Source organism: Salipiger bermudensis HTCC2601 (assembly GCF_000153725.1).
In the GTDB taxonomy this organism is placed as follows: Bacteria; Pseudomonadota; Alphaproteobacteria; order Rhodobacterales; family Rhodobacteraceae; genus Salipiger; species Salipiger bermudensis.
In genome coordinates, this window is record NZ_DS022276.1 from 1,902,432 (window position 1) to 1,914,208 (window position 11,777).

At 67.1% G+C, this 11,777-nt stretch carries 16 protein-coding genes; 11 read left to right on the forward strand and 5 right to left on the reverse strand.

Annotated features, from left to right (window positions below):
• Positions 1 to 54: 54 nt before the first annotated feature.
• Positions 55 to 810 (reverse strand): TVP38/TMEM64 family protein, encoded by a 756-nt coding sequence (locus R2601_RS09075; protein ID WP_007796913.1) that lies wholly within the window; start codon positions 808 to 810, stop codon positions 55 to 57.
• 264 nt (positions 811 to 1,074) lie between these two features.
• Here R2601_RS09075 and rpmH point away from each other — a divergent pair, with 264 nt between their 5' ends.
• The 3 genes from rpmH to yidD all read left to right on the forward strand — a co-directional run bounded on the left by rpmH (position 1,075) and on the right by yidD (position 1,906).
• Positions 1,075 to 1,209, forward strand: a complete 135-nt coding sequence (gene rpmH / locus R2601_RS09080) for a 50S ribosomal protein L34 (protein ID WP_007796915.1) — start codon at positions 1,075 to 1,077, stop codon at positions 1,207 to 1,209.
• Positions 1,210 to 1,310: 101 nt separating this feature from the next.
• Positions 1,311 to 1,673, forward strand: a complete 363-nt coding sequence (gene rnpA / locus R2601_RS09085) for a ribonuclease P protein component (RefSeq protein WP_007796917.1) — start codon at positions 1,311 to 1,313, stop codon at positions 1,671 to 1,673.
• Complete coding sequence (gene yidD / locus R2601_RS09090; protein ID WP_040544540.1) at positions 1,670 to 1,906, forward strand: membrane protein insertion efficiency factor YidD; 237 nt, start codon at positions 1,670 to 1,672, stop codon at positions 1,904 to 1,906. Before rnpA ends, yidD begins: the two co-directional genes overlap by 4 nt.
• Positions 1,907 to 1,910: 4 nt before the next feature.
• On the opposite strand, the gene R2601_RS09095 is transcribed toward yidD, so the two are convergent.
• Positions 1,911 to 2,447 carry a superoxide dismutase family protein gene (locus R2601_RS09095; RefSeq protein WP_007796923.1) on the reverse strand — a complete coding sequence of 179 codons (537 nt, stop codon included), beginning with the start codon at positions 2,445 to 2,447 and terminating at the stop codon, positions 1,911 to 1,913.
• A gap of 100 nt (positions 2,448 to 2,547) precedes the next feature.
• Here R2601_RS09095 and ttcA point away from each other — a divergent pair, with 100 nt between their 5' ends.
• From ttcA to R2601_RS09135, 8 genes are all read left to right on the forward strand, one after another.
• Entirely contained in the window at positions 2,548 to 3,432 is an 885-nt protein-coding gene (ttcA, locus tag R2601_RS09100) for a tRNA 2-thiocytidine(32) synthetase TtcA (protein WP_040545256.1), read from the forward strand.
• Positions 3,433 to 3,495: 63 nt separating this feature from the next.
• On the forward strand, positions 3,496 to 5,043 hold the full coding sequence (locus R2601_RS09105) for a GGDEF domain-containing phosphodiesterase (protein ID WP_007796928.1): 1,548 nt from the start codon (positions 3,496 to 3,498) through the stop codon (positions 5,041 to 5,043).
• 122 nt (positions 5,044 to 5,165) lie between these two features.
• Entirely contained in the window at positions 5,166 to 7,001 is a 1,836-nt protein-coding gene (gene yidC / locus R2601_RS09110) for a membrane protein insertase YidC (protein WP_007796931.1), read from the forward strand.
• Positions 6,998 to 7,738, forward strand: coding sequence for an MOSC domain-containing protein (locus R2601_RS09115; protein WP_007796933.1), 741 nt, complete (start codon positions 6,998 to 7,000; stop codon positions 7,736 to 7,738). The genes yidC and R2601_RS09115 overlap by 4 nt, the downstream gene beginning before the upstream one ends.
• Entirely contained in the window at positions 7,735 to 8,388 is a 654-nt protein-coding gene (gene yihA, locus R2601_RS09120; RefSeq protein ID WP_007796935.1) for a ribosome biogenesis GTP-binding protein YihA/YsxC, read from the forward strand. The genes R2601_RS09115 and yihA overlap by 4 nt, the downstream gene beginning before the upstream one ends.
• 134 nt (positions 8,389 to 8,522) lie before the next feature.
• Positions 8,523 to 9,416: an acetylglutamate kinase gene (gene argB, locus R2601_RS09125; RefSeq protein ID WP_007796939.1), complete on the forward strand. Its 894-nt coding sequence runs from the start codon at positions 8,523 to 8,525 to the stop codon at positions 9,414 to 9,416.
• Positions 9,413 to 10,096 carry a hypothetical protein gene (locus R2601_RS09130; protein ID WP_007796942.1) on the forward strand — a complete coding sequence of 228 codons (684 nt, stop codon included), beginning with the start codon at positions 9,413 to 9,415 and terminating at the stop codon, positions 10,094 to 10,096. The genes argB and R2601_RS09130 overlap by 4 nt, the downstream gene beginning before the upstream one ends.
• Complete coding sequence (locus R2601_RS09135; RefSeq protein WP_007796944.1) at positions 10,093 to 10,593, forward strand: SixA phosphatase family protein; 501 nt, start codon at positions 10,093 to 10,095, stop codon at positions 10,591 to 10,593. Before R2601_RS09130 ends, R2601_RS09135 begins: the two co-directional genes overlap by 4 nt.
• Positions 10,594 to 10,614: 21 nt before the next feature.
• Here the strand turns inward: R2601_RS09135 and R2601_RS09140 are convergent, their stop codons facing one another.
• Genes R2601_RS09140 through R2601_RS09150 form a run of 3 tightly spaced genes read right to left on the reverse strand, consistent with a single transcriptional unit; the run spans position 10,615 to position 11,775 of the window.
• The gene (locus R2601_RS09140; protein WP_007796946.1) at positions 10,615 to 11,004 is read right to left on the reverse strand and encodes a Na+/H+ antiporter subunit G; all 390 of its coding nucleotides are present in this window, start codon (positions 11,002 to 11,004) and stop codon (positions 10,615 to 10,617) included.
• Between the two features lie 10 nt (positions 11,005 to 11,014).
• Complete coding sequence (locus R2601_RS09145) at positions 11,015 to 11,284, reverse strand: K+/H+ antiporter subunit F (RefSeq protein WP_040545258.1); 270 nt, start codon at positions 11,282 to 11,284, stop codon at positions 11,015 to 11,017.
• Positions 11,284 to 11,775: a Na+/H+ antiporter subunit E gene (locus tag R2601_RS09150; RefSeq protein ID WP_007796950.1), complete on the reverse strand. Its 492-nt coding sequence runs from the start codon at positions 11,773 to 11,775 to the stop codon at positions 11,284 to 11,286. Before R2601_RS09150 ends, R2601_RS09145 begins: the two co-directional genes overlap by 1 nt.
• Positions 11,776 to 11,777 lie beyond the last annotated feature (2 nt).

Below are 11,777 nucleotides of genomic sequence, written 5' to 3' on the forward strand. Positions count from 1 at the left end.
CCGCCGGAGCCCGCGCCGATCACCAGAAGATCCGTCTTCATCACTATTTCCCCTTCAAATCTCGGTCTTGCCGCGCACCGCCTTGATCACCATCGGCAGCGCGGCCAGAGCCGCGAGGCCCAACAGCGGCAGGATGATATGCGGCGCCCAGAGCAGGCTCAGGTCCGGCGCTTCGCCGCGGTCGAAGACCTCGCCCACGCCGACCCCGATCGAGGTAAAGACCAGTGCGCCGGGGATGATTCCCAGCGCCGTGGTCAGCACGAAGTTGCGGAACTGTACGCCGACCAGCGCCGGCAGAAGGTTGGCCACGAAGAACGGCACCACCGGCACCAGCCGCAGCAGGAACATCACGCTGATCTCGTTCTCGCGCAGCCGTTCCCGCAGTTTCGAAAGCTTGCCCTCCGAGGCGTCCATCTTCTCCGAGAGCGTGGCGCCAAGCCCGGCCCGGGCGGCGAGGAAGATCAGCACCGCGCCCACGGTGGCGGCCAGCACGTTGAACACGGTGCCGGCGGCAAGCCCGAAGAGGAAGCCGCCGGTGACCGAGGCCACCGCGGCGCCGGGCAGAGAGAAGGCGACGATGGCGACATAGGCCAGCACGAATCCCCCGGCGATCAGCAGGTAATGCTGGTCTCGCAAGGCCAGCAGCGCCTCGCGATTGTCGCTCAGCGTGTCAAAGCTGAGGTAATCCCGCAGCGTGAAGAAGCCGGTGACGGCGACGATCAGGATGATCGCCAGCGGCAGGTGACGGGTCAGGCTGCGCTTCGGCGTCTCGGCCATGTCAGCCTCTCGGGTCTGGTGCGTGTCGGTCATGCCATCCAAGATGCGTCAGGCGTTCGCATCGCAACAGCCCTCTCACGTCGCCTTGATCGGCGGTGACGGGAAACCCGGGGTTTTGACCTCCCCCTGCCCAAACTGTAACATACGGTGAGGTCCCCGCCCTGCCCCGCGCCGGAATGTTGCAATCCTGCGAGATAGAGGTTTGACACGCGCCCCTCACCTCCCTATAGGACGGGCTTCGAATGACATGGCCCGGCGAATCCGTCCTGGGCTGCCCGAGAAACGGAGTAGAGCGCGATGAAACGCACCTTTCAGCCGTCGAACCTGGTTCGCAAGCGCCGTCACGGCTTCCGCGCCCGCATGGCGACCAAGGCCGGCCGTCAGATTCTGAACGCGCGCCGTGCCCGCGGCCGCAAGAAGCTGAGCGCCTGAGTCGCACGCTTCGCCTTGACGAAGCGGGACGCATGGATCGACAGAAAAGCCGCTTTGGATACGTCCGAAGCGGCTTTTCGTCGTGATCTGAGGGCGCTGGAATGAGCGAAGACATCAAGGTCAGGATCGAAACCCTGCGCAAGCGGCCCGAATTCCTCGCGGCCGCCCGCGCCCGGCGTCAGCCGGCCAACGCGATGCTGGTACAGGCGCGCGAGCGCGATGACGGCTCCGACACGGTGCGCGTGGGCTTCACCTGTTCCAAGAAGGTCGGCAACGCCGTGGCCCGCAACCGTGCCAAGCGCCGGATGCGCGAGGTGGCGCGGCTCACCCTGCCCACGAAGGGCGTTCCGGGTTGGGACTACGTGCTGATCGGCCGCCGCGATGCCACCGCCGAGCGGCCCTTCGAGCTGCTGATCAAGGATCTGGAATACGCCCTGCGCAAGATCCACGGCCCGTCGAAGTGAGTCCACTGGCCCATATCGTGGCCTTGCCGGTGCGATTCTACCGCCTCGTGTTCTCGCCTTGGGTCGGTCATGGCTGCCGATTCCAGCCGACCTGCTCGGCCTATGCGATGGAGGCGCTGGAAAAGCACGGCGCGTTCAAGGGCAGCTGGCTCGCCGCCTGTCGCATCCTGCGATGCCACCCGTGGGGCGGCTCGGGGATCGACAATGTCCCCGAACCGCGAAAGCGCGACTAGCGCCTCAGGATGCGGCCTCAACCACGCCGCAGGCGATGCGCGATCCGGCACCAGCTTCTTCTCCGTAGCTGTCGGGCCCTTCATGGATGATGAAGGCCGAGCCATCGTCGTCGAGGATCGGAGCGCTGTCGCCGTCGAGCGTCAGCGCGGTGCTCGTGACCTCTGCCGCGACGTCGCCATCTGCCGTCGCGTAGACGTTCGGCAGGTCGCCCGGATGCGGCTCATTGCCCGAAAGCATGCCATGCGCCTTGCCGTCCGGCGCATAGTGGCCGCCGGCCGAGGTGAAATCCGAGGCCGAACAGTCGCCGGTCTCGTGCAAGTGGAAGCCGTGCCAGCCTTCTGGGATCCCGTCGGCCTCGACATGGATCAGAACGCCCTCGGCGGTCTCGTAGATTTCGGCCATGCCGACGGTGGCGCCTTCGGCGTCCTTGAGCATGGCCATCGCGGCGGGCGACTGGCCGCCCATGGCGTCCTGGGCGTGGGCGCCCGCGGCGAGGCCGGTGGCGGTGACCGCTGCGAGAAGCAGGGATGCGGTTTTCATGGGATCCTCCTTGGCTGATCTCGTGCACAACGCCCGCCGCGCCCGCGGCGTTCCCGCAGAGCTCTTGCCTGACGCGCATTCCCCGCGTATCTGCCAGCGCATGTTCGATGAAGCCGACGATATTCACCCGCTGTTCTACGGCGCTCCCAAGAGCACCGAGTTCAAGAAGCTGCGCAAGCGCATCGTGCAGAACGCGCGCGAGGCGGTGGAGCAGTATGGCATGGTCGAACGCCGCGAGGATGGCGGCATGCCGAAGTGGCTGGTCTGCCTGTCCGGCGGCAAGGACAGCTACACCCTGCTCGCGGTGCTGCACGAGCTGAAATGGCGCGGCCTGCTGCCGGTCGAGCTTCTGGCCTGCAACCTCGACCAGGGCCAGCCGGGCTTTCCCGCGACAGTGCTGCCGAAGTTCCTCGAAGACATGCAGGTGCCGCACCGTATCGAGTACCAGGACACCTACTCGATCGTCGTCGACAAGGTGCCGCAGGGCCGCACCTTCTGCGCGCTGTGCTCACGCCTGCGCCGCGGCAACCTCTACCGAATCGCCCGCGAAGAGGGTTGCTCGGCGGTGGTGCTGGGCCACCACCGCGATGACATCCTCGAGACCTTCTTCATGAACCTGTTCCACGGCGGGCGGCTGGCCACCATGCCGCCGAAGCTGGTCAACGAAGAGGGCGACCTCTTCGTCTATCGCCCGCTGGCGCATGTGGCCGAGGTCGATTGCGAAAAGTTCGCCCGCGCGATGAATTACCCGATCATCCCCTGCGATCTCTGCGGCAGCCAGGACGGGCTGCAGCGCCAGCAGGTGAAGCAGATCCTCGACCAGTGGGAAAAGAACAGCCCCGGCCGCCGGCAGGTGATGTTCCGCTCGCTGATGAACATCCGGCCCTCGCACATGCTCGACCCCAAGCTCTTCGATTTCGCCGGGCTGATGCGCGATGCGGCCGAGCCGAGCGGCGACGATCCCGATATTCCCGATTTGCGTTGAGTCCGGAGTTACTTCCGTGCGCTAGTCCTGCCCCCGCCGTCCACGGCAAGAGGGAGGCTGGCCATGAGACCGATGCTCCGGGTCGCACTGATGCGGCACCACGCGCGGATCGCGCGCTGGCTTCATGGCAGCCACATGCTGGCCTTCCTGCCGGCGCTGGCACTGGCCGGCTTCTGGATCGGGGGCGAGGTCCTGCTGATCTTCATCGCCATCGGGGTGCCTTTGACCTACGCGCTGACCGGGCAGGATGCCCCCGGCACGCTCGACCCAGACCGGCCCCTGCCCGATCTCGTTGATCTGGCCACGGCCACCGCGCTGGCCGATCACATGATCGCTCGCGCCACCGGGGCAAAGCTCGGCACCGCCTGCTTCCTGGTCGAGGCCGAGGGGCTCGACGTCATCCGCCGCCGTGCCGGTGACATGGTCGCGCAGGACCTGCAGGAAACCCTGCTGCAGCGGCTGCGCGGCCAGCTGCGCCGCGGTGACAGGGTGGCGCGGATCGGCGACTCACGCTTCCTGGTGCTGCTCTCGCCCTCGCTGCGGCTCGACCTCGAAGCGCTGCTCCTGATGGCCAATCGCATGCAGCGCGCGCTCGAGGAACCTGCCGAAACCGAAGGCGGAACGCATTTCCTTTCGGTCGCCGTCGGCTTCTGCGCCTCGTCGCGCCTGCGCGACCATGCCGGCGGCGCCCAGCTGATTGATGCCGCAGCCACCGCCCTGACCGAGGCGCTGGCCAACGGCCCCTCCGCGGTGCGTGCCTGGTCCGAGAGCATGCGGGTCCAGCGCCGCGCCCGCAAGACGCTGCTCGAAGAGGTCGAGCGCGCGCTGGCCAAGGGCCAGATCCGGCCATGGTTCCAGCCCCAGCTCTGCACCTCCACCGGCGCGATCAGCGGCGTCGAGGCGCTGGCGCGCTGGCTGCACCCGGAACGCGGCATCGTACCGCCGGTCGAATTTCTCACTGCGCTCGAAGAGGCCGGCCAGCTCGACCGGCTGAGCGAGGTGATGCTCGACCACAGCCTCTCGGCGCTGCGCCGCTGGGACGAGACCGGGCTCGCCATCCCCCGGGTCAGCGTGAACTTTTCCGATGTCGAGCTGCGCAACCCCCGGCTGGTCACCCGCCTGAAATGGGAGCTCGACCGCTTCGGCCTGCCCGCCTCGCGGCTCGGGGTCGAGGTGCTGGAAACGGTGATCGCCGACGCGCCCGAAGGCGTGGTCGCCCGCAACATCACCGCGCTGTCGCAGCTTGGCTGCCAGATCGACCTCGACGATTTCGGCACCGGCCACGCCTCGATCACCGCGCTGCGCCGCTTTGCCGTGCACCGGCTCAAGATCGACCGCAGCTTCGTCACCCGGGTCGACCGCGACGAGGAACAGCGCCGGATGCTGGCCGCCGTGCTCGGCCTCGCAGACCGGCTCGGCCTCGAGACCGTGGCCGAAGGGGTCGAGAGCGTGGCCGAGCACGCGCTGCTGGCGCAGCTCGGCTGCGACCACGTGCAGGGCTTCGGCATCGCCCGCCCGATGCCCGCCGACCAGCTCGCCGACTGGGCCCGCGGCTATGCCGAGCGGGTCGCGGCGGCGCAGAACATCGGGCGCAGCACCGGCACCGCCTAGCCCTGCCCACCGTCGCGTATCTGGTCACAAAACCCGCCCCACACCCGGAATCGGCTTGACCTTTGGGGGTCCTGCCTGTTGAACCCGGCGTGACTTTTCCAAGGACAGGGCGGCGCCTTCGCATGGACGATCAGAACAAGAACCTGCTCATCGCAACCGGTCTGAGCTTCGTGGTGATCCTCGTCTGGTTCCTGCTCTTCCCACCCCCGGAAGAGCAGCTGCAGGACCAGGCCGGCCCCAACGCCGTCGAAACCGTCGAAGGCGACACCGCCACGACGCCGTCCGCCGCGCCGTCCGCGACCACCGGCGGCGGCGACACCGCTGCGGCACCCGCGCAGGCCGAAACCGTCGACGCGCCGCGCGTCGCGATCGACACCGACCGCCTCGGCGGCTCGATCTCGCTCACCGGCGGTCGCATCGACGAGCTGATCCTGAAGGACTACACCGTCACCCTCGACGAGGACTCGCCCAACGTGCAGATCCTCGAGCCGGTGGGCGGCGGCAACCCCTATTACGCACTTTACGGCTGGGCCCCGGGCTCGGGCCTCGGGCTCGACGACGTGCCCGGCGCCAACACCGCGTGGGAGCTCGAGAGCGGCGACAGCCTGAGCGTCGACAGCCCCGTGACCCTGCGCTGGGACAGCCCCGCCGGCCTCGTGTTCCGCCGCACCATCTCGATCGACGAGGACTTCATGTTCTCGGTCACCCAGTCTGTCGAGAATGCCGGCGAGGGCACCGTCTCGGCCGCGCCCTACGGCATCATCGCCCGCCATGGGGAGCCCGCGGACCTGAAGAACTTCTTCGTCCTGCACGAGGGCGTGGTGGCGATTGCCGACGGCAAGCTGTCCGAGATCGGCTATTCCGACATGCCCGACATGGACGTGAACCAGAGCGAAGGCGCCCGCGCCGAGGTCACGCAAGTGACCGAGAACGGCTGGATCGGCTTCACCGACCACTACTGGATGACCACGCTGATCCCCCAGCAGGGCGCGCCGTTCAAGCAGGCCGCCAAGTATGACGAGCGCCGCGACATCTACCAGACCGAGGCGGTGCTGCCGACCATGACCCTCGCCCCCGGCGAGACCCAGGAGGTCACCACCCAGCTCTTCGCCGGCGCCAAGGAATACGAGACCATCCGCGACTACGAGGATGCCGGCGTCGTGCGCTTCATTGACTCGATCGACTGGGGCTGGTTCTTCTTCCTCACCAAGCCGATCTTCTGGATGCTGCACCAGATCCACCTGCTGATCGGCAACATGGGTTGGTCGATCATCGGCCTGACGCTGATCATCAAGGCGATCCTGTTCCCGCTGGCCTACAAGTCCTACGTCTCGATGGCGAAGATGAAAGAGCTTCAGCCGGAGATGGAGAAGCTCAAGGAGAAGGCCGGCGACGACCGCCAGAAGCTCCAGCAGGAGATGATGGCGCTCTACAAGAAGGAAAAGGTCAACCCGGCCTCGGGCTGCCTGCCGATCCTGCTGCAGATCCCGATCTTCTTCTCGCTCTACAAGGTGATCTTCGTGGCGTTCGAGCTGCGCCATGCGCCCTGGTTCGGCCCGTTCCAGGATCTCTCCACGCCGGATCCGACCTCGCTGTTCAACCTCTTCGGCCTGCTGCCCTGGGCGGCCCCGGCCCCGGGCACCACGCTGGCGCTGGTGTTCATCGGCATCCTGCCGCTGCTGCTCGGCATCTCGATGTGGCTGCAGCAGAAGCTGAACCCGGCGCCCGCCGACCCGACGCAGAAGATGATCTTTGCCTGGATGCCGTGGGTCTTCATGTTCATGCTCGGCGGCTTCGCCAGCGGGCTCGTGGTCTACTGGATCACCAACAACACGATCACCTTCACCCAGCAGTACCTGATCATGCGTAGCCAGGGCTACAAGCCCGACGTGTTCGGCAACATCGTCTCGGGCTTCAAGCGCAAGCCCAAGGCCGACGGCGACGCCAAGGGCAAATGACCGCAAGGCTCGCCCAGATCGCGCGCTACCCTATCAAGGGGATCGGAACCGAACCCCTTGAGACGGTGATCCTGGACCAGGATGCGCCCATGCCCGGAGACCGGGCATGGGCGCTTCGCCACGAGACCGCCCCCGAAGAGCTCGGCTGGCTGCCGCGCAAGAACTTCCTGGTGGTCGCAAGCGGCCCGGCACTCGCCCCGGTCCGGGCCCGCACCGAGACCGACGGCCGCATCGCGCTCTCCCACCCCGACCGGCCGGACATCGCCATCGCGCCGAGCAGCGACGGCCCGGCGCTGATCGACTGGGTGCGCCCTCTCTGGCCGGACACCGCGCCGGCGCCGCGCCTGCTGGTCCCCGCCCCCCCGCAAGGGATGGGGGACAATGGCCGCGCCGAGCTGTCGATCCTCAGCCTTGCCAGCCTGCGCGCGCTCGAGGAGCGCATCGGCCAGCCACTGCAGATCGCGCGTTTCCGCGGCAACCTGATCCTCGACGGGCTCGCGCCATGGGCCGAGTTCGACTGGATCGGCCAGCGCCTGCGCATCGGCGATGTCGAGCTTGAGATCACCGAGCGCATCACCCGCTGCCGCGCCACCGAGGCCAGTCCCGAGACCGGCCAGCGCGATGCCGAGCCGGTGCGCGCGCTGCACACCGGCTGGGGGCATCGCGATTTCGGGGTCTATGCGCGGGTCACGAAGGGCGGCATGATCGCCACAGGCAACGAGGTTACCCCGATATGACATCGCTCCCCTTCCCGCTCGCCGAAGAGCCCGAGGACGACGCCCGCGAGGCCGCGCGCAAGCTGTTTGCCGGCGAGGTCGATTTCCTCAAGGGCGTGGTCGGCATGGACGGCCTGCCCCCGGACGACCGGGTCGAGGTCTGCTTCGCCGGCCGTTCCAATGTCGGCAAGTCGAGCCTGATCAACGCCCTGACCGGCCGGAAGGGGATTGCCCGGGCGTCGAACACGCCGGGCCGCACCCAGGAGATCAACTTCTTCACACTCGGCGAGGAGCGTTACCTCGTCGACCTGCCGGGTTACGGCTTTGCCAACGCGCCGGTGGCGGTGGTCGAGAAGTGGCAGCGGTTGCTCAAGCAGTATCTCTCGGGGAGGGTCTCGCTGCGACGGGCCTTCGTGCTGATCGACGCGCGCCACGGCGTCAAACCGGTCGACGAGGAGATCATGACCCTGCTTGATCGCTCGGCGGTGACCTTCCAGGCGGTGCTGACCAAGGCCGACAAGGTCAAGGAAAAGGGCCGCGAAAAGGTTCTGGCCCAGGTGCGCGAGAAGCTCGCCAAGCATCCGGCAGCGTTTCCCGAGCTGGTCCTGACAAGTTCCGAGAAAGGCGACGGCATCGCCCTTCTGCGCGCCATCATCGCAGGGCTCGACTGAGAAAACTCTTCGCAGAAGAGTTTTTGCCCGCCCGCCGCGCCCAGAGATTTTTCGTACGAAAAATCTTGCGTCCTGCGCGGTCATCCCGGACACAGGAAGGCAAATCGACCGCATCGGAAGGATGCCTTCTAGACATGAAGCAGCAAAAGATGAACCGAGACTGGATCGCCACAGCCCGCACGCTCAACGAAGCCCTCCCCTACATGCAGCGCTATACCGGTGCCGTGGTGGTGGTGAAATTCGGCGGAAACGCCATGGGCGACGACGAGGCCATGGCCGAGTTCGCCCGGGACATCGTGCTGATGCGGCAGGTCGGCGTGAACCCGGTGGTCGTGCATGGCGGCGGTCCGATGATCAACGACATGCTCAAGCGGCTCAACATCGAGAGCCGCTTCGTGCGCGGAAAGCGGGTCACCGACAAGGCCACCGTCGAGGTGGTCGAGATGGTGCTCACCGGGCTCGTCAACAAGCGCATCGTGCAGGCCATCATGGACGAGGGCGGCCGCGCGGTGGGCCTTTCGGGCAAGGATGACGATCTCATCGTCTGCGAACCCGACGATCCCGAACTGGGCTTTGTCGGTCGCCCGATCGAGATGAACGTGCAGGTGTTGCGCGACCTCTTCGACGCCGGGATCATCCCGGTTGTCGCTCCGGTGGCCACCGGCACCGAGGTCACCGAGACCTACAACGTCAACGGCGACACCGCCGCCGGCGCCATTGCCGGCGCTCTCAAGGCCGACCGGCTGCTGCTGCTCACCGACGTCTCGGGCGTCAAGAACGCCAGCGGCGAGGTCGTCACCGCCATGACCCCCGAGGACGTGCGCGCGATGACCGCCGATGGCACCATCGCCGGCGGCATGATCCCCAAGACCGAGACCGCGCTGAAGGCGATCGAGGAAGGCGTGCGCGCGGTGGTGATCCTCGATGGTCGGGTGCCCAATGCCTGCCTGCTGGAGCTTTTCACCGAGCACGGTGCCGGCTCGCTGATCCGCTCGGCCGACCTGCCACCGGTGCGCGAGCGCGAGTGAGCCTCGCGGCGCTGTCCGGCGCCGCCCGCGCCTGCGGCCTCGCCATGCGCGGGGCGTTTCACCCCCTGCCCGACGATCACGCCCCCGAGGGCACTGGCACGCTGGTGCTGCTTGGGCCCGACGAGCCGGGCCTCTGGACTCTGTTCGAGGCCTCGCCCGAGTACGAGGACGGTCGGCCAGACCCGCTTGACCGATGGTCGGCACGGGTTCTGGGCGGGCTGGCGCAGCGCTTCGGCGGCACAGCGGTGCTGCCATCGGACGGGCCGCCTTGGCCGCCCTTCCTGCGTTGGGCCGAGCGCAGCGGACAAGCCTTCCCCTCGCCCATCGGGCTCTCTGCGCACGCGGAGGTCGGGCTGATGATCAGCTATCGCGGCGCCATCGCCCTGCCCGAGCGTCTGCCCCTCCCGGCCGCCAGCCCCTCCCCGTGTGAGACCTGCGCCACCCGTCCCTGCACCACCGCCTGCCCGATCGGTGCGCTCGGCACCGGCGCACCCTACGACGTGCCCGCCTGCCAGCGCTTTCTGCATAGCGCGGAGGGTCAGAGCTGCCGGACGCGAGGCTGCCGCGCCCGCTGCGCCTGCCCGCTGTCGCAAAACCTTCAAAGGCAGAACCAACAGGCGGCTTTTCACATGGCCGCCTTCATGGGAAACTGGGACGACAACAAGGGAGAGAGCGCATGAAACGACTGATCCTCATGCGACATGCAAAGTCGGACTGGTCGACCGGCGGCGCCGATCATCAGCGTCCGCTCAACAAGCGCGGCCGCAACAGCGCCAAGGCGCTCGGGGACTGGCTGCGCGCGCAGGGACTGGCCCCGGATCAGGCGCTCTGTTCGAGCGCCACGCGCACCCGCGAAACCCTCGCCCTGCTCGACCTGGAGGTCGGGACGCGCTACGAGGACCGGCTCTATCACGCCGGCCCGGTGGCAATGCTCAAATGCCTTTCCGAGGCCGAAGGCGACACGGTGATCATGGTCGGCCACAACCCCGGCATCGCCGAGTTCGCCGACGAGCTGATGGCCACTCCGCCGCGCCACCCCCGCTTTGCCGACTACCCGACCGGCGCAACACTGGTGGCCGATTTCGAGATCGACGACTGGTCAGCGCTCGAACCCGGCACCGGCACCGCGACGGGCTTTGTCATCCCGCGCGAACTGCTCGAAGAAAGCGAGGCCTGAACAAGCGGGGCCGAAACGGCCTCACTTGCTCTCGTCGGTCATCTCGGGCGGGTGATCGTAAAGCGCCCAGCCGTACTCGCGGCCCGACTCCGGCAGGTCCTTGCGGCGGATCTTGTCCTGCATGTAGGTCTTGGCGATGAAATTCGCGGTGATCGGCGCGGTCAGGAACAGGAACAGCGTGATCAGCAGTTCGTGGAACGACAGCTGGTTCTCGATCAGCAGGAAATAGAGCATCGAGCTGATCAACGCACCGCCGACTCCCACGGTGGTCGCCTTGGTCGGCGCGTGCAGGCGCTGCATGGTGTCCTTCAGCCGGATCAGGCCAATCGAGCCCACCAGAGCGAAGAAGCCGCCGACAACGAGAAAGAAGGCCACCAGAAGCTCGGCCAGCAGGGACAGGTCTTGATCCATCGGATCCTCCTCACTCGATGATGTCGCCGCGCAGCACGAAGCGGCACAAGGCGACGGTTGAGACGAAGCCGACCATGGCGATCAGCATCGAAGCCTCGAAGTAGAGCGCGGTGCCCTGCCAGATGCCGTAGAGCACGATCAGCGCGATGAAGTTGATCACCATGGTGTCGAGGGCAAGGATGCGGTCGGCCTGGGTCGGCCCCACCAGCATGCGCCACATGGTCGAGAGCAGGCCGAAGCCGAAACAGGCGAAGGCGAAGATTAGGGCGTAGGTGACGATCATCGGAAGATCTCCATCAGGCGGCGCTCGTAGCGGGTCTTGATCTCATCCCGGACCGCGTCCGGGTCATCGGTGTCGAGCGCGTGCACCAGCAGGCTGCCGCCGTCGGCGGCCAGTGTCGCCGAGACGGTGCCCGGCGTCATTGTGATGGTGCCCGCGAGAACGGTGATCGCCTCGGGCGAACGCAGCTCGAGCGGCACGACGACCCATTGCGAGCGGATCTTGTCGTGGCGCTTGAAGAGCACGATCGCAGCAACCTCGAAATTGGCCACGATGATGTCCCAGAGCACCACGAGCGCATATTCGGCGGCCATCAGCGGTGCGCGCAAGGCCGGGCGATTGGGCCAGTAGGGCGCGGTCATCACCGGGATGACGATGCCGAACACCACGCCGAGGAACAGGTTGCCCGGCGTGACCTTGTTGACCAGCATGAGCCAGACGATCACCAGCGTCAGCGACAGAATCGGGTGCGGAAAGACGCGTCGCAACATGG